The following is a 24,047-nucleotide window of genomic DNA, read 5'->3' as shown; positions in this document are numbered from 1 at the left end:
CCGTGACGCAGTGCCACGTCAGCCTGCCAACTGCTTCCATCGCACGTTGCACCAAAAACGCCGGCTTGCCCGGCGTTTTTTTGTTGGATCGCTGCGATCCTCCAGCGAGAGTTCGTTGAGTGCGCCGAACACGCAGGGCATCAGGAGTTGGGCTTCCAGCAGCGTGCCCAATTGCCGGCAGGCCTGTAGCGCTTTGCCGTATCTGATCAGGCCCAGGTCCATTGCGGTCGCAGACAGTCGGCCATGCGTGCCGTTGCGGCGACAGAGCGCCAGCATCAGAAGCCTCGCGCAGTACCGCGCCGTTTTTCTGTTGCACCCGCACAACATCGCGCTGGTGAAAACAGTGCCAGTTCGCTGGCGCAAGGTTTTTTCTGCCGCGAACTATGCCGCAATCGCCCAGCACCTATAGCGAGTGCAACCGCGTTGCAGTGCCGTGTTTGAATCGCCACCGTTTCGCAGCGTGCGTGGCTGTCGCGGCATTGCCCGCATCGCCGCACAGCACGCATCGAGATTCAGGGGGATCAGGCAAGGCGCCGCGTGGCGCGACATCCATCGATCAAGGGAGAGGGTTTCATGAGCATGTTTCGTAAGGGCTATAGCCGCTTGCTGTTGGTGCTGCTGCTGGGCTTCGTCAGCGCCGGCGCAGGCGCGCAAGGCATCGCCAAGGGCGCCGATGTCAGCTGGCTCAACCAGCAGGCCGCAGCCAACCCGCCGCAGGTGTTTCGCGATGCCTCCGGCAACACCACCGACTTCATCAAGCTGTTCAAGGATGTGGGCGGCAACGCAGTGCGCCTGCGCGTGTGGGTCAACCCGTCCGGCGGCTGGAACGATGGCCGCGACACCCTGGACAAGGCCAAGCGCGCCGCCGCGCAGGGCATGCGCATCATGATCGACTTCCACTACAGCGACAGCTGGGCCGACCCCGGCAAGCAGAACAAGCCGGCCGCCTGGGCGGGCCACTCCGTCGCCCAACTCAACACCGACGTCTATAGCCACACCCAGGGCATCCTCAAATACCTCAAGGACAACGGCATCACCGTCAGCTGGGTGCAGGTGGGCAACGAGATCAACAGCGGCATGCTGTGGAACGAGGGCAAGACGCCCAACTTCGCCAACCTGGGCCAGTTCATCAACAGCGGCTACAACGCCACCAAGGCGGTGTACCCCAACGCCAAGGTCATCGTGCATCTGGCCAACGGCTACGACAACGCCAACTTCCGCTGGTTCTTCGACAACCTGCGCTCGGCCGGCGGCAAGTGGGACGTCATCGGCATGTCGCACTACCCACCGGTGGGCAGCTGGCAGGACTACAACAACCGCCTGGACACCAACATGCGCGACATGATCTCGCGCTACGGCAGCGACGTGATCGTGGCCGAGGTCGGCATGGACTGGCAGCAGGCCGCCACCACCCGCGCCATGCTCACCAACCTGCTCAGCCGCAGCAACGCCATCGGCTCGCGTGTGCTCGGCGTGTTCTATTGGGAGCCCAACGCCTACCCCGGCTGGCAGGGCTACACCATGGGCGCGGTCAACAACAATGGCCAACTGACTGAGGCGCTGCAGGCGTTTTGACCGGGGCACGCAACCGGGCACCATCGACCGCCCCCGTAGGAGCGCACCCGGGCGCGACGGGCCTTACCGGTAACGCCCCTCGCGCCCAGGTGCGCTCCTACGGTGCATGCACATCGGCCCATTCCGCGCCGAGCCGGGCACTGGCGTTCGGCAATCGGCCGCCAGCGGCCCTTATCCTTTGGTCGTACACCGGCAGCGGCCGCATGCGTGGCATCCGCCACCAACGCATTCACCGCACAACACCATCCCATTCCATACGCACCCGTAGCGAGGAATGCCAACAGGTGCGTGCGGTACACTTGGGGGTTCACGAATTCACGATGTCGACACACCCGCGGGGTGTGTCCCCCCGGGAGCGCTAATGAACTGGTTGAACGAAGTGCTGCACAACGATCCGAACCCGCTTGAGACGCAGGAGTGGCTCGAATCGATCAAGGCCGTCATCGATGTAGAAGGTCCTGAGCGCGCCCATCAGCTGCTGGAAGGCATGGTCGAACAGACCCGCCGCGCCGGCGCTTACCTGCCGTTCTCGCCCACCACCGAGTACGTCAACACCATCGCACCGGCCAACGAGGCCAAGAACCCCGGCGACTCCGCGCTGGAGTGGAAGATCCGCTCGATCATCCGCTGGAACGCCATGGCCACCGTCGTGCGGGCCAACCGCAAGCCCGGCGACCTGGGCGGCCACATCGCCTCGTTCGCCTCCAGCGCCACGCTCTACGACGTGGGCTTCAACCACTTCTGGCGCGCGCCCTCGGACACCCACCCGGGCGACTTGCTGTTCATCCAGGGCCATAGCGCCCCGGGCATCTACGCCCGCGCCTTCCTCGAAGGCCGCATCAGCGAAGCCCAGCTGGACAACTTCCGCATGGAAGTGGACGGCCAGGGCATCTCCTCCTACCCGCACCCGTGGCTGATGCCCGAGTTCTGGCAGACCCCCACCGTGTCGATGGGCCTGGGCCCGCTGGCCGCCATCTACCAGGCGCAGTTCATGCGCTACCTGGAAAACCGCGGCCTGATCGAGAAGTCCGACCGCAAGGTGTGGTGCTTCATCGGCGACGGCGAGAGCGACGAGCCAGAAACCCTCGGCGCCATCGCGCTGGCCGGCCGCGAAGGCCTGGACAACCTCATCTTCGTGGTCAACTGCAACCTGCAGCGCCTGGACGGCCCGGTGCGCGGCAACGGCAAGATCATCCAGGAACTGGAAGGCGTGTTCCGTGGCGGCGGCTGGAACGTCATCAAGCTGCTCTGGGGCGGCTACTGGGACGCCCTGCTGGCCAAGGACACCGACGGCGTCCTCAAGAAGCTGATGATGGAAACCGTCGACGGCGAATACCAGAACTGCAAGGCCTTCGGCGGCGCCTACACGCGCGCCAACTTCTTCGGCAAGTACCCGGAGACCGCGGCCATGGTCGCCGGCCTGTCCGACGACGATATCTGGCGCCTCAACCGTGGCGGCCACGACCCGCACAAGGTGTACGCCGCCTACAACCAGGCCGTGAACACCAAGGGCATGCCCACCGTGATCCTGGCCAAGACGGTCAAGGGCTACGGCATGGGTTCGGCCGGTGAAGCGCTCAACCCCACCCACCAGACCAAGAAGCTGGACGATGCGGCGGTCAAGCACTTCCGCGACCGCTTCAACATTCCGGTGACCGACGCCCAGCTGGAAGACGGCCAGGTGCCGTTCTACCACCCCGGCGAAGACTCCCCGGAAGTGCAGTACCTCAAGGACCGCCGCAACGTGCTGGGCGGCTTCCTGCCCTCGCGCCGTCCCAAGGCCAGCAAGTCCTTCGTCGCGCCCACGCTCGACAAGTTCGAGCGCCTGCTCAAGGACAGCGGCGAGCGCAGCTATTCCACCACCATGTCCTTCGTGCAGAGCCTCAACATCGCCCTGCGCGACAAGGAACTGGGCCCGCGCATCGTGCCGATCGTGGCCGATGAGGCGCGCACCTTCGGTATGGAAGGCATGTTCCGCCAGATCGGCATCTATGCCCCGTTCGGCCAGAAGTACAAGCCGGTCGATGCCGACCAGCTGATGTACTACCGCGAAGACCAGACCGGCCAGGTGCTGCAGCAGGGCATCAGCGAGCCGGGCGCCATCGCCTCGTGGATGGCCGCCGGCACCAGCTACTCGGTGTCGGATGTGCCGATGCTGCCGTTCTACATCTACTACTCCATGTTCGGCTTCCAGCGCGTGGGCGACATCGCCTGGCAGGCAGCGGACATGCGCACGCGTGGCTTCCTGCTCGGTGGTACTGCCGGCCGCACCACGCTCAATGGCGAAGGCCTGCAGCACGAAGACGGCTTCAGCCAGGTCATCGCCGGCTCCATCCCCAACGTGCGTAGCTACGACCCGACCTTCGGCTTCGAAGTCACCGTCATCATGCAGCACGGCATGAAGGCGATGATGGAAGACCAGATCGACGAGTACTACTACATCACCCTGATGAACGAGAACTACGCCCACCCCGGCATGCCGGACGGCGCAGCCGAGGGCATCATCAAGGGCATGTACCTGCTGAAGGACGCCGGCAAGCCCAAGAAGGGCGAGCTGCGCGTGCAGCTGCTGGGCAGCGGCACCATCCTGCGCGAGGCCATTGCCGCGGCCGAGCTGCTGGACAAGGACTTCGGCGTCACCGCCGACATCTGGTCCTGCCCCAGCCTCAACGAAGTGCGCCGCGACGGCTACGCCGTGGAACGCTGGAACCGCCTGCACCCGGAAGCCGAACAGCGCAAGCCCTACGTCACCCAGCTGCTGGAAGGCCGCCAAGGCCCAGCGATCGCCGCAACGGACTACGTGCGCCTGTTCGCCGACCAGATCCGCGCCTTCGTCCCGATGACCTACAGCGTGCTCGGCACGGATGGGTTCGGTCGTTCGGACACGCGTGCGAACCTGCGTCGCTTCTTCGAGGTCGACCGTTACTACATCGCGCACGCGGCGATAGCCGCGCTGGCGAAGGATGGCAAGATGACCGGCAAGGATGTGGCCCGGGCGATCAAGCAGTACAAGATTGATCCTGAGAAGGCGAATCCTGTAGGGGTTTGATGTTACTTACGAAATGAGCGAAAAACTCGGGGGTAGCGGCTGCTGCCCCTTTCGTCTTATGACGATTGCGTAGTCAAGGAGGAGCAGTGCCGATCAGATTCGCATTTAGGCAAATCGATAGACGGGATCTGAGCACGATTTTCAGAGATGGAGAGATCCGTTCTAAGAATCATGTTTTCGTACAATCGTGTCATCAGACAAGTCATGCACAGATTGTGGGGTTTAGAGGAACTCCTGCTTTTTTGCTGCCTCATGGTGGAGTGGTGAATGACTATGTTCCATTCTATTTTTCGCCAGTCACCGCATTCTCACTGGTGATACATCGCGGTAACGTCGAAGTTAAGAGTCCTGCAGGGGTTTCCTTGGGAAGGTCTTCTATTGAAGATCGCATCTTCCTAGTTGTTAATATTTCAGAGATTACTAAAAGTGGTCTCAAGGCATGCTTTAGCGACTATGCTCTCAACTCGATGGCGCCAATGCCCACGGTGCTAGCTGACTTTAATCGATTGGAGTCACATGTTAAGTGGCCTCTCTTTGATGAGGTTCCAATTGTTGCTAAAATTCCCGAGGTGGGTTACGACGGCGTATGTCAGTACTTCATGGACTCTCCCGTGCCTGTAAGTAGGCAAAATCGTAAGAGCGCTAGAATGGCCGAGTTGCTTGTGAAAGATGCGATGCCTGTGTCTTTAATAAGTTGTATCGTTACGCCTAACGAAACAGCATACAAGCACGCAGCAATGCTAGCGGAAGCACACGGGTTTAGTGGAAAAGTCATCAATAAACCGAGCTGTTTCGTTTCATGAATAATATAACCTTTAAGGTGGGCGATATGTTCTTGACGAATGCAGATGCGATCGTTAACACGGTTAATTGCGTCGGGGTGATGGGAAAGGGCGTCGCCCTCGAGTTTAAGCGCCGCTGGCCAGAAAATTATAAATTTTATAAAAAAGCATGCGATAAGCGCGAGCTGCGCCCAGGGAAAATGCTTATATTCGATAGGGGCGGAATATTTGACGCTGAAGGACCGAGATTTCTAGTTAATTTTCCAACTAAAGATCATTGGCGTTCAAAGTCTAAAGTTGAATATATTGAGAGCGGACTAGATGCTCTTGTGGAGGAGATTAAGGTTCGATCAATTAAATCAATTGCGCTTCCTCCGCTAGGGTGCGGTAATGGAGGCCTTGATTGGGCCTTAATAAGGCCGCTGATCATCAGTAAGCTATCAATGCTATCTGGAGTGCGAATCGAGATATATGGTCCACTTGGCGAGGGTTTAGATCCAGAATATCTCGACGTGTCAGCAAAAATGACGCGCAGTAGAGCAATTTTTATTAAAGCAATCGCTTCGTTGGAGCCGAGATTTGGAGGTTCCGTTGACAGACTTTCGCTGCAAAAGCTTGCATATTTTCTTCAGAATCTAGGTGTTCCATTTAATCTAGAGTTTAAGAACAGTCTTTATGGGCCATATTCTTCAACTTTAAAAAAAGCTCTTGTTAAGTTGGATAAATGGTGTTATTTGTCAGGATATGTTGATGGCGACCGAAGCGCTAGCGTAACGAGCGCTGGCTATGCAGCTGCAGATGAATACATCAGAGTGCATAGTATGAGCGAGGAAGTGATAGATAAGCTGGCCCACCTTTTTCAAGGTTACGATAGTCCCTACGGTCTCGAACTTTTGTCAACGACTCATTTTAAGGCTTCAAGGCAGTTGGCTTACGACGGAAGTGATTATTCCTCAGATGAATTAGTTCACTACAGAAAGAATATCTTTCCACCAAACGAAGTTGAAGCAGCACGTAACCGTCTTATGGAAGATGGATTGCTTGATTTTGAAGATTTTGCCAGTGAGCGGTAAGCCGTGAAAGCCTACGCTATAGAAATTTTAGTGAAACTAGTAAGCTATGAATTAAACTAGAAGGCCTAAATTTTTCAAGCGTTACACTTGGATCTGAATTATTCGGTCTGTAGGCGATAAAAAAGCGACATGCAGCGCATATGTCTTGAAATGAGATTTATAAAAATCAAGCCACTAAAAAAGTATTATTTTAATATTATGGTATTTCTAAGGTTGCATTTATTTGGCAAGGGGTGGGTGATTTAGCAATGAAAGCTTTATATCTACAGCTAATCCAGGGTCTATATCAGCCGCAAATGCGATGAGGCCGCCAAGCATCTTTTGATCTTCTGTGCTGAGGATTCCTTGTGAATGGCGATGTGCCATTGATCTCATTAATCTCTTCCTGCCTCTACCAATAGAAAGCTTTCCACTCGGAGTTATGTTGATTCCCGTAACAGTCCTCCGCTGACGTTTGGAAATGTGGATAGTTTTATCTTTATTTATTTTTAGCTTTGGATAATCGGCTTTGCCAATGATGAGTTCTGTTTCATTTTGAATTTCTTTAAGGAGATTGGGCTCTGAAGAAGAGAATGTCAGGTCATCCGCGTAACGTGTATACGTCACCCCTGATTTATCGCAGACAGCGGTAAGCTGAGCATCAATCGAATATAAGAAAGTGTTTGATAGCATTGGCGAGCTCGGTGCCCCGATACACATTCGAAGGCTATCGCTACCTTTCTCCAGCCAAAATAAGATCAATTCAAGTTGTCGAACCTCATTTTCGTCGAAACGAGTGCTTGCATACATTTGTAAGTGCAATCTCAGGTCGTTTGGCTTCATTGACGGAAAGAAGTTTTCGAAATCCATTTTCAATATAAAATTTGCGCTCTGATGTGCCTCCGCATTGGTTCTAATGCCGCGTCCACGCACGTATCCGTGGGCAGCATTATGCACTGGGAAACCTGTCAATACGCTCTCACACAATGCACGTTGAAGTAACTTGACTTCTCTGCTCGGCTGCGCGATCTTCCTGTGTCCTCGGCCATTATTCTTTGGGATAAGGAACTCCTTATAACGCCTTGGAGCGGATGAGATTATTCGCATTACGTCAGTAGGCGTGAGCCCAACGCTCATGGAAAGTAGCTTGACAAGAGGTGTGCTCATGATTGCTGAGTCTTTAAAAACGCCGAAATTGCCTTGTAGCGTCTTGCGTCTTTTTCTTTGTAAGAAAGGACAATGTCAGATTTGAACCGGAGTTGATCGAAAATCTGATTTTTTGCAGTGATCACAGGTCGGAGTGTAAGTAACGGTCGAGCACCTAATGGCATATAAAAGTCTAAGCTTCCATAGCCAACTCTCTTAATGAGATTAAAATGTTCTAGCATTTTAATAATTTTACGCAATTGTTTTACTTCTATTTTAATTCCGAATCGCGTAACTATTTCCTGTATCTCCCCAAGCTTGAGAGCCGCAAAGAGGTCAATTGAAGCAGCCACCACCAGCATTTGATGAGCTAGATTGTCAGGTTGAAATTTAGTCGCAGAGACTGGTCGTTTGATAGAATCAATCATTGATTCTTCAATAAAATCCCAACATTCATCCATCTTAGTGACATCGGCTTGCATATTCGTATCATTGAACATGGGGAATACCTGAACCGAATTGCTCCGCTTGCGCCGGAGACTTGCGATAGGGCCAAGGAAAATAAACGATGGTGATGTGGATGAGTCGAGTCGTTGTTCGCAAACGACTAAAAGACGATTGGCGAGATGAGTCATTACACTGAAACTACCCAGTTCCGCAATTGATCCTGGACTTTCAACAAAAATAAGTACGCAGGCACAAAGAGCGGCAATATGCTCTTCAAATTCAAGTAAATCGAGAAAATCATCGCCGTGAAGGACATTGGTCAATTTCTCAGCGATCATGACTTTATGGCCAGCAATACAGCCTTCACGATCGGCTCGTGTCATTGCGTACTGACGGGCTGATAAATTTGCCGATGAGCCATCGGCAAGAGGGCCGCCACATAGAAAAATGAAGCCGTCGAAAGGCCTCAAGCTAATACTGGCTAAATCGACCTCGGAAAAAAAGCTATCGATTGATGCCACTTCTCTTTACCTTAAAAAGGCGGAAAACGCCGCGAGGCCTTACCGGGGGAGCGCACGCGGAGGAGGTAAGGCCTCGCGGTGTTTTCCGCCGATAAAAGTCAACAATCCTTATACAGTCTGGCGAAACGCCCGACAAGCAGATCAGCCATGATCAAACGCGTAAAGAGGAGTGCGGCAAATGACCGCATACGACCCTAATCTAACTAAGTCTGCATCGAAAAGCAATAGCAGTAAAATTGCTCCGCCGTTCGGAGTTGCCAACCCTTGATTCAAGATCCTTACAGTGTAGGGAGTTAATGTAAACGAGCTGAGCCATATGAACCTCTGGCGATCCTCCAAATGATGTTGAGCAACTATGTAAAAGTAAATATATGGGTGTAGTAAAAATTTAATGCGAGAGGGTGGTCAATCCCCGCTTTATGATGATTATCACTCTATATGGAGAAATTCTTGTTAGAGACAGCTTTAACTTAATCCGCTCGCAAGGTAGAGGTCGAAAAGACTTTCTTAGATAACGGTAGGTGCGCGGTCAGGTTGCCGTATCAGTGGGATGGGTCGCGTTTTTTTCTGGCGGTAGGAGTTTTCAACTTGGCGGAGCGGCGCGGATTGGGCTCCATCAAGGCTAGGGTCAAGCTTATTTTTAGGGACGCTCGTCCCACAAAAGGATTGGCTGCTGTAGCTAGGCCAATAATGCATACGCTGATCATAAGTCTGGGCAGGTAGCGGTGTTGGCAGTTGATACGCCCCAGCGTGCGAGCGGCGAAGCAGTCCTCGCGTTGCTAAAGACCTAATGTAGTTCTAGTACCGGTCAAACGCTGATACGTGGCGCTTGCTGCGAATCTTGCTGCTGGCTTCGTGCCAATTCCTGTTGTCGTGTCTGCGTCTGCTCCTGGGCGATGGCTTGGTTGGCCGCTTGTAGCTTTGCGTCCGATTGCTCCAAAGGCATATGAATTGCCTGGTCGATAGAGACGGCTGCGCGCTTGTGTGTTGGGTCGTCGATGCGCCCTTCGATCGCGACAAGGTTGCCGTTCTTGCCCATCAGTACGTGGTCCACGCGCTGCAGTGCATTGGCGGCAAGCGAGGTGTTGTCGGCGTCTGGATAACGCTCGCGATTGTCCTTGCACGCGGCCAGCAGGCAGCGGCTGACGCGCTCGCTCATCTCGTCATAAGGTTTGCCCACGCTCTCATCGATCTTGGCCACACCTTCGCGGATCTGATTCAGCATGGCGTGATCGGGATGATCCGGAGCTTGCGGGCCTGACGCTTGCGGTCGTGCGGGGGCGCTATGGCCGCGTACATCTGTGTCTTCTTGAGTTTTCTTCGAAGAGGTGTCCGCGTTGTCGTGGCTTTGCATCCTCGGCGCAGTGACATGGATCGTCTCTAGCGTTTTGATCGATTCGGCAGCAGCCTGGGCTACCGGCTGTGCAGCCGTACGCTGTGTGCCTACGGTCTGAGCTGCGTAGGTTCCATCAAGCTCTTGCTTCAAGTTTCCCTTGGCCTGGCTGTCCCAGAGCATACCGTCATGGGTCCATTGACCATCTTTGCCACGTTCGTAGAGGTCGCCGTCTGAGCCGACGATCCGGCCGGGATGCTTCAGTGCGTCATGGACTGCGGCGGGCATGTAGGTGTGACGCTCCCAGCCGTTCTGCTCGTAGGTCTCCTTGTAGTGCGCGGCCATCGCTGCTGGCGTGTGCATCGCGTTCTGCCTGATGATTTGCTGCGAAGCTTCATCGAGTTGCGACGCACGCTGAGGGCTAGCCGTTTCGGTGTGCGTGCTCATCGTGCGATCGATCAGGCCATCGGCTACCTGGCGCGTCCACTGCTGCGTATTCGCGTTGTGCACCCACGGGGATTCGCGCAGGCTGCGCGTGTCGTGCTCGTTGGCCGGTTGGGTGTAGGGATCTTTATTCTGCAGCGGCGAGCCGAGTGCCAGCTCGATAGACGTACGAGATGCTTTGAAGGTCAGTAAGTCCGCGACTTCCGGCGTGGCAACTTCGGTCCGCGTCTTGAAGAGCGGCACGCCGGCCTCGCCAAAGGCGACAGCGGCTGGATCGACCTCGCCAGTGCTGATGTCACGCGCCCACCGTTCTCCGGTTTGGTGATTCTCAAGGCGCCACGTATTGCCTTGCGCATCTTGTTGGTGGGAAATGCGATGATCATTGATCACATCGGCCAGCTTGTCGCCGCCCACCGCGCCAACGATGCCGCCAACCGCACCTGTGACTAGTAAGCCCGGGCCAGACTCCACGCCGAGCGCTGCGCCTACGCTACTGCCAAGCACTGCCCCGCCAAAGGTGCCCAGATTTCGTGTGGCGTAGCGAGTGACCTCTGCATCGGCCGCATTGCTGTTGCCCTGCGCGTCCAGCCGCTCGGTGTTCCTCACAGTACCGCCCAGGTCGTACACCGCCGCCGCCGCGCCCACAACGCCCAGCCCACGGACGGTGCCGGGAGAGAGCCTGCGTGACGCTGCTGCTTCTGCGGTAAGCGCTGTTTCCGCAAGGCTCGCGGCTGGCACATCAAGCCCGGTCGGTGCGCGGACCATGCCGGAGGCACTGAGTTCTGCGGATGACCGGAAGTGCGTCTCCTTTAGGTCAAAGCTTCCAGCAAACTCACGTGAAAACGTGACATCTTTGACCTGGTTTCCAATGCTTTCCGCCGATGTAAAGATTCCTTTGGGTGCTGCCTGAATAAATTGCGTTTGCACTTCCGGCAGCACGGCACCTGCGCCACCTTGGGCATACAGCGCCTGCAACTTCGGGACAGGTTGCCCACCTAACGACGTGACATTCGGGTTGTTCAGGACGGCCGGCACTTCCACCTGACCGAAGACACGCTCCAGGTTGGCAGCAGAAGCAACAACTTTGATCTCACCGCGCAGGGAACTTGCGAACTCGTGAGAGGCTTCGCCCCAGAGGCACCTCGACAGCGACGTCGGGTCCTGCGACGGGACGTTCGGATCGCCGTATAAGAACGAAGTTGCAGACTTCCTCGCTGTGGTCGGGTCATGACCCAGATCTTCAAAGATTTCTCTAGCTTTCTTTTCGATTGAACTGCGAACATCTTCATCAGAAAGAAAATTTGCTCGGGGCGTGTCATTTATGATTGGCAGCCCAGTCTCTTTCGAGAGGCTAACTGCTGCCCTCTCCGAAGAGACTTCTCCGATGGGCCTGCTATAGAGGATTCCACCTTCTTTTTCAGTTGTAGCAGCATGTTGCCGTGCAATGCTTGCTATGTCTTCCAGGCTATTGGACTGCCTGATTAATGCGATTTCGCTCTGGTAGTCATTCATCTGCGCAACTCCTACAGATCAACCTGCGTGATTAGCGCCCAGTCCTGCTCAAAGACAACTTGGCCGGTGAAGAACGACTTCTTTGATTCCATTAGCGCAGATGGCCTGTCTTCGAACTGCAGGCCTGCCGCAATTAACTTGTTGACCAGAAGCTTGACTCGCTCTAATTCATCAAGAGTGAATGCCCTCGTCGAAAATGATGGGAGCGGCATTCCGACCTCTACGCGATCTAGGTATCCGAAGTTGAGAATATGGATATTGAAGTGGGCCTTGTCCTCCAGCCACCTTGGTTCTAGCTCCCCAAATACCTCAGCCTGATCAACTTCGATTGCAAATGTATCGTGGCCCAGCTCGTCAAATCCGCGGATTCCTCCAGAGAAACGCGCGCGACCTTCTGGGAAATTTATCCATTCAAATGTCTCTGACATAACAGCGCCTCTTTTCCTGGATATGGATTGATGTGGCTCATTCTTGAGATTGAGCGGACGGCGATTCTTGTGATGCATCACTGCCAATTGTAAGCCGGGAATGACGTAGTGCTGACGGAGCATCGCTATAGTCGCAGCATAAGTGGGCGCCTGCACTTGATCGTCCATCAGCTGCTTGAAACGCTATCCTGCCGGTTCGCCTCAGCCAATAGTTGCTCGTACGACTGCACGCGTATACGTAGGCGAACAAGATGCCAGGACATCGCAAAGGCAAACAACAGTATGAAAGCCAGCACGCCCTGTGTCAGGGTGATCTTGCTCAACACCGCCCAATCCCCGAAGCGCCAGTCTTTCAGCTGTAGATAGAGGGCGAGCAGGACGGGCATGAACCCAAGCTTGTCCATCCCTCCGGTGAACAGCCCGAGCCGATCGTGCATGTTGGTGCGACGGTCGCGGATGAAGGCCTCGCGCCGCCGCCGTTGTTCTAGCGGAAACCTTCGAAGCGAAGCAACGATGGATTGATATTGGTGAAACTCTCGCTCTATTTGATCTGCGTGGTCGGCATAGGGGCGGCGGAAGCTCGGCCACTCGCGTTTGAACGAGAGTACGCCGTAGACGAGGAAACCTGTCAACTCAACCGCGAGGCCAGCCGCGGCTAAGTAAACACCGGTCCTACCATCTAGCAGAACGCCAGCCAGGATCCCGACGCCGGCACCTATCAGGCCAATCGCTAAGCTCCAGCGCTCCACTGGACCGGCACGGCTCTGTTCGGTCACTTGTGTGTACTGAGCGATTGCCACCGATAGCGATGGAAAGCTCGGGTCTGCAAGCGCGATAGCGTCTGCATCAACGCCGACGCTGCCTTCCGCTGCTGCTTCATCCACTGAACTCATCAAGCCTCCCTCGGCGATTGCGCGTGCAACATCCGTTTGTGATGGTCAGTATTCCTCAGCTGCCGACAGCGCGCCAGCACGTTACTCAAACGTGTCAAGTCTCTTCGTCAGTTGCTATTGACACGGTACGCCTTGCGCTCGCAATCTAAGCCCAAGGAGCGTCGAAACTCCTCTAAGAGCGGTACCCACCTCCGTCAAACCGGTGGGTTTTTTGTGCCTGCATCCTGCAGGTACAAGCCGATGCGATGCCTGCGTCGGGAGGGCGGCTAATACAACACCCGCAAGGGAAATACGCCCGCCGGCTCTTAGCGGTTTCGAACCTCCCGACATCCCGTCGCCGTTGGCGGCGGTTCTTGGGTTGTTCCAGGAGGGCGTTGCCATGTCTACCGCACCATCCACGCCGGCATCGGCGCCGGGTTATCTGTTGCCAGCCTCCGCCCATGGCTTGCTGTGGGATGTGGGCGAGGTGCTGCGCCGGCTGGCCGCACGCGCGGCTATTGAGCAGGCCGGCGACGATCCCGCGCAGCAGTTGCTCAGCCAACCCGGTGTGTTGTCGCAGGCCTTGCGCAGCCTGTCCGCCCGCATCGACGTGGCGCTGCAGCAGTGCGTTGCTGCACCTGTCGCCACCGGCCACCACTCGGAGGCGCCATGACACGCCGCCGCCCACCCAACGCGTCCGCCACCGCACGGCCCACCCGTCAACGTGCGCGCCCCGCGCCACCCAAGCGGGTGCAGTGGGTCATCGTCGAACCCGACCGGACCAAGCTGCCGCCGATGCTGCCGCCCGAGCCGGACACCACGCCGCAGGGCCCCGGCCGTTTGCAGGCACCCCGCCGCGCCCGCCGCCCGCGCCAATGCACCGTCAGCTACACCCACTACCCCGGCGCCCATGACCACGCCGGCGACCAGCACGTGCCCCACGTCCGCCTCAGCGGTCTATGGCTGGAACAACTGGGCTTCGCTATCGGCAGCAAGCTGCGGATTACCGCGAGCGAAGGGCAGTTGGTGATGGAGGTGTTGGCGCAGGTGGAGGTGCCGTCCAAAGCGCGCGGCGCGCGGCGGTGATGCTACCGCTGCCAGGGACCTTGCGATTGACCTCGGTGCCGGATGCCACTAGCGTCGCAGCCACACCAGCGCACAACGGACGCTTCATGATCGCGCGGCCCCTCTACGCCTTGCTCGCCACCCTCGCTCTGGGCGCATGCGCCCATACGGCGGCCACCCCAGCCCCGGCAACCGTCACGGAGACATCTGCCATGCGTTCCTCACCCGATTCCGCAGTCATTCCCGCTGGCAGTGAACCCAGCGGGCCGATACGAACGGCAGAGGATGCGCTTACCCGCATGCTTGCATTGATTGAAGCGATTCACGGACTTGACGATCTGACACCTGACTACCTGCAATCCAAAATGGGGGTTCCGGTTACGCATGCGGCAACAGATCCCAAGCGCTACGGTGCCAGTGCTCCGCTTACCACTGAATGGGGTTACAGCTTTGGCATGGACCAGACGCCTACTGCGGGGCGTTGGTTCGAGTTCACCTTTGTTCCAGCGCAAGCGGGTGCTTCCCCGCCCATGACGGAGATCTGCAGGATCGATTTCGATACGTTTACCAAGAAGCTAGAGAGCATCGGGTTTGTGCGTCAACGCAACATGGTGGAAGACGGGCGATGGATGAGTGACTTCTTCAGTCGCCCAGGCATGCGAGTGGAGGTGTTTCCACGAGGCGAGGCCGATGCGCCGCAGGAGCGGGTGGAGCACCACTGCGTTGAATGGATCTACATTCGTTAATCCAAGGAACGGTCATGCCATTGAGTCCACAGGCGCAAGCGATTGTTGATGACTTCGGCCGCCAGCCAGGCGTCAGCCCCGAACATGTCGTCAATTTGCAAGGTGTGCTCGCCGCATCGCCCGTTTTGCTTGACCAATTCAATGAGGCGGTTGCCAAGCAGCGCGTGCTCGGCCTAAAACCCCTGACCGACCCGAATGCAGGCGGAACGTTCACGCCGGATGATCATTCCATCCGGCTACCTCTGGCCAGGTTGTCGAATGGACCTGGTGGGAAGTCGCTCGACTCAGGTGAGATGACGTTTGTACTAGGCCATGAATTGCAACATGGCCTATACAGCACAGCCGCAGCCGCCTCTCGCAAAGATTTCGAAACCGCTGCGGTGCAGATAGCCAAGACCACGCACGACTATTCTGACGCAGCCGAGAAAGTGCTCTCAAGCAACCGTATGGATGAAGCGAGTGCAGAAATCGCAGGCTGGAATGCAACCGTTAGCAGGGTAAGGCAATCAAATCCGCATGCTTCCTTGGAAGATATTTATCGGGAAGCGCCAGGCCGTATGCATGACTTCATTGATCGGACTGGCGGAATGCCGCAATTTAATTACGCGCTCAAGTCCAACCTCACCTTGAACGCAGATATGACGATGCCCGCCAACGCTGCCAACGTCGAGGCAATGGGCGTCAACTTCTTCGACAAGGCTGCCAAGAGCACTCGCATTGGTCACGCGGGGCAGTCTGACTACGCCAACCACTACGGCCCGTGGGTGGTCGGCACAGCCGCCATCTACGAGCGTCACTACAACAAGCCCAAGCCCGGCGATCCAGAACAGCCAATGATCCTGGACATGCAGCGTCTGGGATTGAAAGAAGAAGTACTGGAACGCAACGGCATCGACCTGGGCAGCGATACGCGCCCCATGCCTTACCTCGACAGCAGCACGCAGCCACCGACGCCCGGCCTGTTCCAGCACAGCAAGAATACCCACTTGCACGTGTCGCCAATCTCCGTGCAGGAGTTGGAGCACGAGTTGCGTGAGCGCGACCCGCAATCACAATCATCACCGGCGCTGTCGCCCTCGCAGCCTGGCCACGCGGATCATGCGCTGTACCAACAGATCAAAGGTGGCGTAGAAAAGCTCGATGCGCAACATGGCCGGGAGTGGGATGCATCGAGTGAGCGCATGACGGCAAGCCTGCTTGTGCTCGCAAAGGAAGAAGGCTTGTCGCGGGTAGACCATGTGCTGCTCAACAACCCGACAGACAAGCTCGCGGCCGGAGAAAAGGTGTTTCTGGTGCAGGGCACCCAGAGCGATCCAGCGCACCACCGTGTCGACATGGCCACTGTGCAGGCAGTGCAAACGCCTGAAAACCAGTCGTTCGAGCGCGTGCAATCGATTAATCAAGCCCAATCGCAGGCACGGGAGCAGCAGCAAGCGCTTGAGCAATCGCAACAGGAAGTCACTCCGCCTGGACCAACGATGACGCGTTGAGATCGTTTGCGGACATGCTTGCAAAGGATTGATCAATTCGCGAGATAGAAGGTTTTTCTCAATTTCCTTTGCGCAAGTCCGCTCCCCACAGCACCCAAACCGCCACCGATGCTCGCGCCCGAGCCGGACACAACGCCGCAAAGCCCCGGCCGTTTGCATGCACCCCGCCGCGCCCGCCGCCCGCGCCAATGCACCGTCAGCTACACCCTCTACCCCGGCGCCCACGACCACGCCGGCGACCAGCACGTGCCCCACGTCCGCCTTAGCGGGCTATGGCTGGAACAACTGGGCTTCGCTATCGGCAGCAAGCTGCGGATCACTGCCAGCGCGGGGCAATTGGTGATGGAGGTGTTGGCGCCGGTGGAGGCGCCTGCCAAGGCGCGTAGCGTGCGGCGGTGACGCTACGGCCGCCAGAGACCTTGCGATTGACCTCGATGCCGGATGCCACTAGCGTCGCAGCCACACCAGCGCACAACGGACACTTGATGATTGCGCGCTCCCTCTGCGCCTTGCTCGCCACCTTAGCTCTGGGCGCATGTGCCCACACGGGCGCCACTCCAGGACCGGCAACCGTCATGGAGACATCTGCCATGAGTTCATCCAGCCGTGCCACTGTGACGCCTGGCAAGCCCACTGCGGAGGATCTGCTTGGCCAACTGCTTGCTTTGGTCAAGGACAGCCACACCATCTCTGACTTCACTCGCGAGCGTTTGAGTTCGACAATGGGTCAGGTGGTTCAGCTCGTGAAGAACGACAAACGCCGATACCGTGCTTTTGGCCCGCTTAGCAAAGAGTGGAGTTATGGCTTTGGTGTTGATGAAACCAAACTCGATGGGCGATGGTTCGAATTCCGTTTTGATCGCAATGTGGCGGTTGCATCGCCTACGATGACCGAGATCTGTCATCTCGACTTCGACCACTTTACCCAACAGCTCGAGCGAATGGGATTCACGCGCGAGCGCAATATCGTCGAGGACGGCCGCTGGATGAGTGATTTCTTCACTCGCCCAGGGATGCGTATAGAGGTTTTTCCACGAGGCGAGGCTGTAGAGCCGCAAGAGTTGGTGGCGCACAAATGCGTCGAATGGGTCTATATCCGATAAGCCGAGGGAGCGGACATGTCACTCAGCCCTGAGTTGTCAGGCCTCATAAAGCAATGCGTGCATAATTCCCACTGCAGCACCAACACTCATTGGAGAAAGGCCGTGCCCCTTGCAAACGATCGAATGCGCTTTGCACTCACGGCATTGATTACCTGCCTGATCGCTGGCTGCAGCATGCAACCGCCGCCTGCAAACGTGCCTATCGCAAAGGAGCAGATAGAGATGAGAACGGTCGTCCCGTTGGTACGGAGTTTGACCCCACATGATCGTGGGCCTACAGAACTGGAATTCGATGTGCCTGCACTACCCGACGACGCGACGCCGCCCGTTTTCATCGGTGTGCGGCTAACCGGCGTCGACCCAACCGCAGTCTCAGAAAGTGCTGACAAGCTGATCAGCGCTGGTGTTTCGGCCGAACTCCACTTGGAGCGTATTGAACCATCCGGCCCGGTCTCCGTGGAATTGCAGCGTAGTCAGCGTGTGGGAGTAGGTCAGCAGGCGTCCATTCCCTTGTCAGCTGATGGTATGGCGCCTGGTCTGTTCGCATTTGATGCAGACGGTACGACGCTGCAGGACGCCGGTTTGTCTACTGAGCAGACCGCATCCAGGGAGTTGGCGTTCGGCTATAGCAACGCTGTCCAGCCAGGCCGTTATCGGCTCAAACTGCGCTTTGATCAGAACGCCGAGGCGCTGGTTGCGGCTAATGCGCAACTTCTTGTCGCTTACACCTACAAAGGAAAGTGAGGGGAATGAGCATGGATGATCATGAAAAGCGCTATGCAGTCACTGTCTACGTCGCTGCCGCAGGTACGCCGTTGATGGCCGGAGGCACATCCTTCGGTGGCCATATGTACTACTCGATTGACGACGGAACGACTGTCAAAAGTTATGGGTTCTCGCCCATCAAGCATGGCGAGGCTAGCGGGCCAGGAAAAGTTTCGTTCAATGACGTCGACACCTATCAAAAACCGTATTACTCACGCACGATGGAGATCGATAAGGCGCAGTATGAAAAGCTGGAGGCCTTCGGCCCAGCGCCTGAAAATACGGGTTCAATATGGAGTATCACGGTGCTAAAAATAGTTGTATCGACTACACATGGGATGCGCTCAATCACGCTGGATTGCACCGGAAGACAAAAGACGGAGTTGATAAAGGCTTTGAGGGGGATATCAGACCCGTAGAAAACGTGGATGATATCAAGAGCATTCCTGCTCCTGTGCCTAAAAGTGAGTTGAATAAGGAGCACAACAATCCGAAGCCTAAGCAGGAAATTTGGCAGAAGGTGATTGGTGAGGTGCAGCCGTCCGGTGAGCAGGTATCTCCGCTACAGGAAGCAGCGCAGGTTGCGAGACTGCCAACAGATCCGCTGCACCACCAAGCAGAAGAGGCCGTTCGCCGCCTTGAGCAAGGACTCGGCCGCGAGTACGACGACAACAGCGCCCGGCTGGCAGCAAGCAGCGCCTATTTATCCAAAGAGAACGGGCTGTCGCGAATCGATCATGTCGTGCTGAGCGAGAACTATAAGTCCGTGCGACAAGGCGAGAACCTGTTCGTTGTGGAAGGCGCGTTGAGCGATCCCGCACACAAGATGGCGTACATGAAGACGAACGACGCAATCGCACAGCCGGTAGAGCAGTCTCTGGCGCAATTGCAGTCCTTAGGTGAGACGCAGCGGCAGCAACAGTCCCAGCAACAGTCCCAGCAACAAGAGCAGCAACGCGACCAGTCGATTACTCCGCCGCCTCGGATGGTGTGAGGTCTGATACGCCGGTATGCGTACGCTGGTCACTTCTGGTAGAACATCGCTTTACCGCAGGAAGGAGCCGCGCCGTATGCCATTCGCTATCTTCCGTTCTTACGTTTCGGCATCGGCCGCAGTGGTTGTTGCCACTTTTGCAGGATGCGCCATGACCGAGCCGCCGATCTCAAACAAACAGTTTTCCGAGCATGTTGTGACGCTGCTAGCTGGCAAGGACTCGGCTGTGGTCGAAGCCGGCAAGTTGACCGATTTCCCTTGGAAGACGCTGTGCTTCGAGCGCGATGATAGCCTGCTGCTGAAGTTCGATCGCGGCGGGGAAACGTCCGTTCTGCCGTTGCCTTATGAAGAGTTCTTCGTGGATGAGGCGCATGTGGCCAATTCCCTGGAGGATAGCTGTGTCACGCCATCCGATCACATCCTGATCAAGAAGATGTATTCGGGCTATCAAGCGCCCATCGAGTTTCAGAAGGCAGCGTAGGGAGGCTGAGCCGTGGTCGACTTTGCGAATCTGCGGAAGCCCGACGTGAGGTCGCGCAGGGGCATGTTTGTATCGCGATGAGATGAACCGCACACCACGTGTTATCGATTGAACTTGGAATTGAATGCTCTAGTTCTTTTGCCCGGCCAGTCCTTTCCTGCATAACGCAAGATTGGTTCGCGCTGCGCGCACGATTGCCAGATAGCGATCCGCAAGCACCGGTGGCCAGTTCTCCATCACTGCGTCGTTTTCTGCTGCTGCGTCTTCGGCGTAGGCATTCAAGGTTTCCAGGCACTGCGCATATAGCGCGTTCTTGTACTGCGTGATTGCCAGGTCATTGCGAATATCTCCCTCTTCTCCCCATTCCAGTGTCGGCGCGCACTGCGCCAGTACCGGAGACAGGGTGGTCAATGCCGTCTTGTAGTCCTTGCGGTCGTACTGCTGCTGAAATGCTGCGAGCGTGCCTGCAAGGGCGTTGCGGCTGCAGCCTTCTTTGGCCCGCAGGTAAGGTGCCTCGAAACCGCCGTTATAGCCGCAGAGTGACTTGCACTCGACCGGCGTGGGGCTTGTCACCTCGATACCTTCGGCCGTGTTTGCGAACTGTACTCTGCAGTCCGTGGGGCCCGTGTCGATTGTGGCCACCGCTTGGCTTCCATCGATCACGCCTTCCAGGAAGCACATGGATTGGCCAGTGGTGCTTTCCAAAGCAAACCGCAGCGATCCATTGCGCTTGGTTAGCAGCAGATGCCCCCATCCCTTTTCCGTGATGTATTCGCCGGGCGCAAGAGCGACGCTTGCTGCAGGGTTGTCCGAGATCGGTGCGGAGCCGGGCACGCTGGCGAGCGGCTGCGCCGGGCATAGCGTTGTGGCAAGTGCCGCACATGCCAGCCATGCCTTCGTCAAAATGGGGAGTTTGTTCTTCCGATCCATGCGTCTGCTCCGGCTTCCTTGAGGACACGGGGGACGGAAATGCCTAGTTGCCTGAAGATCCGCGCCCGGCATATCCGCGGCCATTCTTCTGGCCCATACCCAAATGTTTCAGGGTGCGGGTTTACTCCGCCGCTGGTACTCCAGAATCATCTGCGCGAGATCGTCTTCTTCGGCATAGAAGTAGGCCACCGGCACATCGAGGGCGTTTGCCAGGCGCTGGATGGTTTGCAGGTCGGGCTGGTGGACGCCGGTTTCGTAGCGGTTGACGCGGGTGCTGGCGACAAAGTCGTCCAGGCCGGCCTTGATGCCCAGGTTGCGCTGCGACAGGCCGTAGACCTGGCGCGCCTCGCGTAGCCGGCGGCTGTACACGGGGAGCTGTCGTTTCTCAACCAAGGGTGTGCGCGTCCCGGACTTCGATGCACGGAAGCTTCCGAAAGCGGGCTTGACTTCGATACTACGATAAACGTAGTCTTGGTGTGATGGCTACGTTAAACGTAGCTGCGGCAGTGCCTGCGGTGGCGACGCCAACGATGAGTTGAGCGTCGGGACCACTGCCGGCAGTGGGGGGAAGTGCAACAACTTGCGCAGTGATGGCGTGTCGGGCCCGAGTGGGCACCGAGGTGCTTTGCGTGCGCGATGATTGATCGTATGGCAAACAGTTAGCAATACTGATCATGGCCCGCTGTCGCAGCGGTGCCGTGTTTCGGCAGTCAGGTGCAGGACCGATCTTGCTCAGCTGGCTGCGTGCTCCGGGGTCGACCGGAGCGCGCTGTCGGCGGGGCCAACCCAGGCAAGCCAAAGGACGCTCGATGAAGACACGCACGTTACGCGACGCCATCTCTCTCGCCCTGTTCGCTGTGAGCAGCGGGGCGGCAGGTGCGGCGACGGCACAGGCCGCGGCACCGCAGGCAGCGGCAATAGATCAGGCAGCGGCGGCCGGCATTCCGGCGCCCGCGTCGGCTAGCACCAGCGACCCGGCGGCTGTCACCTCTCCCGAACCGGTGCCTGCGGCGATTCCCCCGACGACAGCACCCGCAACCGAGTTGGAGACCATCGAAGTCACTGGCACACGCATCAAGGGCGGTGCGGTGCCGTCGCCGGTGATCGCAATCAGTGCGGCGCGCATCCGCGAAGAAGACTTCGGCGATCTGGGCGAGGTGATCCGCAGCGTGCCGCAGAACTTCTCCGGTGGGCAGAACCCGGGTGTGCTGAGCGGCAACCTGGCCGGGGCGGGCAACGCGAACCAGAACATGACCGGTGGTGCGAGCCTGAACCTGCGTGGCCTGGGCGCCGATGCCACGCTCACGCTGCTCAACGGGCGCCGGCTGGCCTATGGCGGGTTCACCCAGGCGGTGGACATCAGTGCGATTCCGGTGGAGGCGGTGGAGCGGCTGGAGATCGTGGCCGATGGTGCGTCGGCGATCTATGGGTCGGACGCAGTAGGTGGCGTTGGCAATGTGATCCTCAAGCGCGACTACGACGGGGTGAGCGTTGGTACGCGCTTCGGGCGGGCCACGCAAGGCGGGCTCACCACTCGGCAATACAGCGTCACTGCCGGCACCACCTGGCGCAGTGGTGGGTTGATCGCCACGTATCAGGATGTCTCGGCAGACCCGATCTACAGCCGGCAGCGCAGTTACACCGCGCAACTCACCGACCCGTCCACGCTGTATCCCGGCAGCGATCTGCGCAGCGGCCTGCTCAGCGCGTACCAGGCGCTGGGCGACAACGCCGAGCTGCGGCTGGACGCGTTACGCACCGAACGCGACCAGCTGCATTTCTACGCGGTCAGTGGCCGCAACAGCCGGGTCACGCCGACCACCACCAGCCTGCTGCTCTCGCCGAGCCTGGTGGTGTGGTTGCCCCGCGACTGGACGCTGACGCTGGGTGCCACCGACGGCAACAGCAAGCACGATCAATACCGCCAGGAAACGGCGCTGGCCAGCGGTGCGGTGAGCGTGACCGACCTGTGCTACTGCAACGACAGCCGCAGCTACGAGCTGGGTGCGGAAGGGCCGTTGTTCGCGCTCCCGGCAGGCGATGCGCGGCTGGCGGCCGGGGTGGGGTATCGCAGCAATACGTTCCGCAACGTCAACCACGTCAGTGGCGTGGAGACGATCGACGGCAGCGAAAGCGCGCGCTTCGCCTATGCGGAGGTGAACCTGCCGTTGGTGAGCCCGGCGCAAGGCGTGCCCGGTGTGCAGCGGCTGACGCTGACAGCGGCGGTGCGCGGGGAGGACTACAGCAGCTTCGGCGGAGTGACCACGCCCAAGTTCGGCGTGCTGTACGGGCCTGGCAGCGATGTGACCTTGAAGGCGTCGTGGGGCAAGTCGTTCAAGGCGCCGACGCTGTTCGAGCGCAACTACGCGCAGGAGGCGTGGCTGTTCCAGCCGGGCGCGTTCGGCGGGGTGGGCTTTCCCGCCGGGACCACGGTGCTGGTGGCCGATGGCGGCAACCAGGATCTGCAGCCGGAGCGCGCCATCACCCGCTCGGTCTCGCTGGCCTGGCACCCCGAGGCACTGGATGGCCTGGAGGCGGAGCTGACCTGGTTCGGGGTGGACTACAGCAACCGCGTGCTGCAGCCGATCACCAATGCCAGCCAGGCCTTGCGCAATCCGATCTACGCGCCGTTCGTGGACCGCTCGCCGACGCCGCAGGCGCAGGCCGATGTGATCGCGCTCGCCAGCCGGTTCTCCAACTTTGCCGGCGTCGCCTACGACCCGGGCCGGGTGGCGGCGATCATCTACACGCAGTACGCCAACGTGGCGCAGCAGGACATCGAGGGTCTGGACCTGAGCGGCAGCTACCAGGTGGCGTTGGCGCGCGGCACGCTGACCTTGCGCGGCTCGGCGAGTTGGCTGGACAGCACGCAGCAGACGTTGCCCACGCAAGCGGCGTTCGATCTGGCCGGCACGCTGTTCAACCCGCCCACGCTGAGCAGCCGCGTGGGCGCGGTGTGGAAACAGGGCGGGCTCACTGCCTCGCTGTTCGGCAACTACCGCGGCGGGGTGCGCAACCGCGCCGATGGGGTGGAATCGGCATCGTTCACCACGCTCGATATGGCGTTGCGCTACGCCACCGGCGCCCGCCGCGATGCGTGGGCCGGGCTGGAGTTCGGCGTGTCGGTGGACAACGCCTTCGATCGCGATCCGCCGTTGTACCGGGTGACCTCGCCGCTGTACGTGGCGGCGTACGACTCCACCAACTATTCGGCGATTGGTCGCTTCGTGAGCGTGTCGGTGTCCAAGCACTGGTGATGCGTCGGCTGCCTGCTGCAGCCGATGTGCAGCCGACCGTTTTTGAGCATTGCTG

21 protein-coding genes and 1 pseudogene are annotated in these 24,047 nt (G+C 58.1%); 14 read left to right on the top strand and 8 right to left on the bottom strand.

What is annotated here, in order from left to right:
* Nucleotides 1–18 precede the first annotated feature (18 nt).
* Nucleotides 19–222 carry a hypothetical protein gene (locus tag FFY45_RS13490; protein ID WP_176340819.1) on the bottom strand — a complete coding sequence of 68 codons (204 nt, stop codon included), beginning with the start codon at nt 220–222 and terminating at the stop codon, nt 19–21.
* A 351-nt stretch (nt 223–573) separates the two neighbouring features.
* Between FFY45_RS13490 and FFY45_RS13485 the strand changes: the two genes are divergently transcribed.
* From FFY45_RS13485 to darG, 4 genes are all read left to right on the top strand, one after another.
* On the top strand, nt 574–1,575 hold the full coding sequence (locus tag FFY45_RS13485) for an arabinogalactan endo-1,4-beta-galactosidase (protein WP_176340818.1): 1,002 nt from the start codon (nt 574–576) through the stop codon (nt 1,573–1,575).
* Between the two features lie 361 nt (nt 1,576–1,936).
* On the top strand, nt 1,937–4,624 hold the full coding sequence (gene aceE / locus FFY45_RS13480; protein ID WP_176340817.1) for a pyruvate dehydrogenase (acetyl-transferring), homodimeric type: 2,688 nt from the start codon (nt 1,937–1,939) through the stop codon (nt 4,622–4,624).
* A gap of 86 nt (nt 4,625–4,710) precedes the next feature.
* Nucleotides 4,711–5,427, top strand: a complete 717-nt coding sequence (locus FFY45_RS13475; protein WP_176340816.1) for a DarT ssDNA thymidine ADP-ribosyltransferase family protein — start codon at nt 4,711–4,713, stop codon at nt 5,425–5,427.
* On the top strand, nt 5,424–6,479 hold the full coding sequence (gene darG / locus FFY45_RS13470) for a type II toxin-antitoxin system antitoxin DNA ADP-ribosyl glycohydrolase DarG (RefSeq protein ID WP_176340815.1): 1,056 nt from the start codon (nt 5,424–5,426) through the stop codon (nt 6,477–6,479). Before FFY45_RS13475 ends, darG begins: the two co-directional genes overlap by 4 nt.
* A gap of 219 nt (nt 6,480–6,698) precedes the next feature.
* Here the strand turns inward: darG and FFY45_RS13465 are convergent, their stop codons facing one another.
* From FFY45_RS13465 to FFY45_RS13445, 5 genes are all read right to left on the bottom strand, one after another.
* A complete protein-coding gene (locus FFY45_RS13465; protein WP_176340814.1) occupies nt 6,699–7,625 on the bottom strand; it encodes a retron St85 family RNA-directed DNA polymerase in 927 nt (308 codons plus the stop codon).
* A complete protein-coding gene (locus FFY45_RS13460; RefSeq protein ID WP_176340813.1) occupies nt 7,622–8,572 on the bottom strand; it encodes a retron St85 family effector protein in 951 nt (316 codons plus the stop codon). The genes FFY45_RS13465 and FFY45_RS13460 overlap by 4 nt, the downstream gene beginning before the upstream one ends.
* An 808-nt stretch (nt 8,573–9,380) precedes the next feature.
* Nucleotides 9,381–11,861 carry an XVIPCD domain-containing protein gene (locus FFY45_RS22320; RefSeq protein WP_306432074.1) on the bottom strand — a complete coding sequence of 827 codons (2,481 nt, stop codon included), beginning with the start codon at nt 11,859–11,861 and terminating at the stop codon, nt 9,381–9,383.
* A gap of 11 nt (nt 11,862–11,872) precedes the next feature.
* On the bottom strand, nt 11,873–12,457 hold the full coding sequence (locus FFY45_RS13450) for a hypothetical protein (RefSeq protein ID WP_176340812.1): 585 nt from the start codon (nt 12,455–12,457) through the stop codon (nt 11,873–11,875).
* Nucleotides 12,457–13,182 (bottom strand): hypothetical protein, encoded by a 726-nt coding sequence (locus FFY45_RS13445; RefSeq protein WP_176340811.1) that lies wholly within the window; start codon nt 13,180–13,182, stop codon nt 12,457–12,459. The genes FFY45_RS13450 and FFY45_RS13445 overlap by 1 nt, the downstream gene beginning before the upstream one ends.
* Nucleotides 13,183–13,561: 379 nt before the next feature.
* Here FFY45_RS13445 and FFY45_RS13440 point away from each other — a divergent pair, with 379 nt between their 5' ends.
* From FFY45_RS13440 to FFY45_RS13400, 9 genes and pseudogenes are all read left to right on the top strand, one after another.
* Nucleotides 13,562–13,834, top strand: a complete 273-nt coding sequence (locus tag FFY45_RS13440) for an XAC0095 family protein (protein ID WP_176340810.1) — start codon at nt 13,562–13,564, stop codon at nt 13,832–13,834.
* A complete protein-coding gene (locus FFY45_RS13435) occupies nt 13,831–14,247 on the top strand; it encodes a SymE family type I addiction module toxin (protein ID WP_176340809.1) in 417 nt (138 codons plus the stop codon). The genes FFY45_RS13440 and FFY45_RS13435 overlap by 4 nt, the downstream gene beginning before the upstream one ends.
* Nucleotides 14,248–14,333: 86 nt before the next feature.
* The gene (locus tag FFY45_RS13430) at nt 14,334–14,972 is read left to right on the top strand and encodes a hypothetical protein (RefSeq protein WP_176340808.1); all 639 of its coding nucleotides are present in this window, start codon (nt 14,334–14,336) and stop codon (nt 14,970–14,972) included.
* 14 nt (nt 14,973–14,986) lie between these two features.
* A complete protein-coding gene (locus FFY45_RS13425) occupies nt 14,987–16,462 on the top strand; it encodes an XVIPCD domain-containing protein (protein ID WP_176340807.1) in 1,476 nt (491 codons plus the stop codon).
* 108 nt (nt 16,463–16,570) lie between these two features.
* Entirely contained in the window at nt 16,571–16,861 is a 291-nt protein-coding gene (locus tag FFY45_RS13420; RefSeq protein ID WP_176340806.1) for a SymE family type I addiction module toxin, read from the top strand.
* Between the two features lie 86 nt (nt 16,862–16,947).
* The gene (locus FFY45_RS13415) at nt 16,948–17,565 is read left to right on the top strand and encodes a hypothetical protein (RefSeq protein ID WP_176340805.1); all 618 of its coding nucleotides are present in this window, start codon (nt 16,948–16,950) and stop codon (nt 17,563–17,565) included.
* A gap of 15 nt (nt 17,566–17,580) precedes the next feature.
* On the top strand, nt 17,581–18,309 hold the full coding sequence (locus FFY45_RS13410; protein ID WP_255171967.1) for a hypothetical protein: 729 nt from the start codon (nt 17,581–17,583) through the stop codon (nt 18,307–18,309).
* Between the two features lie 104 nt (nt 18,310–18,413).
* A pseudogene (locus tag FFY45_RS22315) lies at nt 18,414–19,324 on the top strand (XVIPCD domain-containing protein).
* A gap of 151 nt (nt 19,325–19,475) precedes the next feature.
* Nucleotides 19,476–19,805 (top strand): hypothetical protein, encoded by a 330-nt coding sequence (locus tag FFY45_RS13400; protein WP_176340804.1) that lies wholly within the window; start codon nt 19,476–19,478, stop codon nt 19,803–19,805.
* Nucleotides 19,806–19,934: 129 nt separating this feature from the next.
* Here FFY45_RS13400 and FFY45_RS13395 read toward each other — a convergent pair whose 3' ends face one another.
* A complete protein-coding gene (locus FFY45_RS13395) occupies nt 19,935–20,735 on the bottom strand; it encodes a hypothetical protein (protein ID WP_255171964.1) in 801 nt (266 codons plus the stop codon).
* Between the two features lie 108 nt (nt 20,736–20,843).
* Nucleotides 20,844–21,104 (bottom strand): helix-turn-helix domain-containing protein, encoded by a 261-nt coding sequence (locus tag FFY45_RS13390; RefSeq protein WP_343204106.1) that lies wholly within the window; start codon nt 21,102–21,104, stop codon nt 20,844–20,846.
* A gap of 440 nt (nt 21,105–21,544) precedes the next feature.
* Between FFY45_RS13390 and FFY45_RS13385 the strand changes: the two genes are divergently transcribed.
* The gene (locus tag FFY45_RS13385) at nt 21,545–23,992 is read left to right on the top strand and encodes a TonB-dependent receptor plug domain-containing protein (protein WP_176340802.1); all 2,448 of its coding nucleotides are present in this window, start codon (nt 21,545–21,547) and stop codon (nt 23,990–23,992) included.
* Nucleotides 23,993–24,047: the final 55 nt, after the last annotated feature.

Origin of the sequence: Xanthomonas hortorum (assembly GCF_011305375.1) — a bacterium.
Lineage (GTDB): Bacteria > Pseudomonadota > Gammaproteobacteria > Xanthomonadales > Xanthomonadaceae > Xanthomonas > Xanthomonas hortorum_E.
The sequence above is the reverse complement of the archived record's forward strand: the minus strand, read 5'-3'. Positions and strand labels throughout refer to the sequence as shown.

Bases quoted from the DNA above. Each gene is read 5' to 3' on its own strand.
- FFY45_RS13450 (WP_176340812.1), bottom strand. From the start codon at position 12,457: ATGGACGATCAAGTGCAGGCGCCCACTTATGCTGCGACTATAGCGATG.
- FFY45_RS13440 (WP_176340810.1), top strand. From the start codon at position 13,562: ATGTCTACCGCACCATCCACGCCGGCATCGGCGCCGGGTTATCTGTTG.
- FFY45_RS13410 (WP_255171967.1), top strand. From the start codon at position 17,581: ATGTCACTCAGCCCTGAGTTGTCAGGCCTCATAAAGCAATGCGTGCAT.
- FFY45_RS13395 (WP_255171964.1), bottom strand. From the start codon at position 20,735: ATGGATCGGAAGAACAAACTCCCCATTTTGACGAAGGCATGGCTGGCA.
- aceE (WP_176340817.1), top strand. From the start codon at position 1,937: ATGAACTGGTTGAACGAAGTGCTGCACAACGATCCGAACCCGCTTGAG.
- FFY45_RS13420 (WP_176340806.1), top strand. From the start codon at position 16,571: ATGCTCGCGCCCGAGCCGGACACAACGCCGCAAAGCCCCGGCCGTTTG.
- darG (WP_176340815.1), top strand. From the start codon at position 5,424: ATGAATAATATAACCTTTAAGGTGGGCGATATGTTCTTGACGAATGCA.
- FFY45_RS13400 (WP_176340804.1), top strand. From the start codon at position 19,476: ATGACCGAGCCGCCGATCTCAAACAAACAGTTTTCCGAGCATGTTGTG.
- FFY45_RS13490 (WP_176340819.1), bottom strand. From the start codon at position 222: ATGGACCTGGGCCTGATCAGATACGGCAAAGCGCTACAGGCCTGCCGG.
- FFY45_RS22320 (WP_306432074.1), bottom strand. From the start codon at position 11,861: ATGAATGACTACCAGAGCGAAATCGCATTAATCAGGCAGTCCAATAGC.
- FFY45_RS13385 (WP_176340802.1), top strand. From the start codon at position 21,545: ATGAAGACACGCACGTTACGCGACGCCATCTCTCTCGCCCTGTTCGCT.
- FFY45_RS13465 (WP_176340814.1), bottom strand. From the start codon at position 7,625: ATGAGCACACCTCTTGTCAAGCTACTTTCCATGAGCGTTGGGCTCACG.
- FFY45_RS13435 (WP_176340809.1), top strand. From the start codon at position 13,831: ATGACACGCCGCCGCCCACCCAACGCGTCCGCCACCGCACGGCCCACC.
- FFY45_RS13445 (WP_176340811.1), bottom strand. From the start codon at position 13,182: ATGAGTTCAGTGGATGAAGCAGCAGCGGAAGGCAGCGTCGGCGTTGAT.
- FFY45_RS13415 (WP_176340805.1), top strand. From the start codon at position 16,948: ATGATTGCGCGCTCCCTCTGCGCCTTGCTCGCCACCTTAGCTCTGGGC.
- FFY45_RS13485 (WP_176340818.1), top strand. From the start codon at position 574: ATGAGCATGTTTCGTAAGGGCTATAGCCGCTTGCTGTTGGTGCTGCTG.
- FFY45_RS13430 (WP_176340808.1), top strand. From the start codon at position 14,334: ATGATCGCGCGGCCCCTCTACGCCTTGCTCGCCACCCTCGCTCTGGGC.
- FFY45_RS13425 (WP_176340807.1), top strand. From the start codon at position 14,987: ATGCCATTGAGTCCACAGGCGCAAGCGATTGTTGATGACTTCGGCCGC.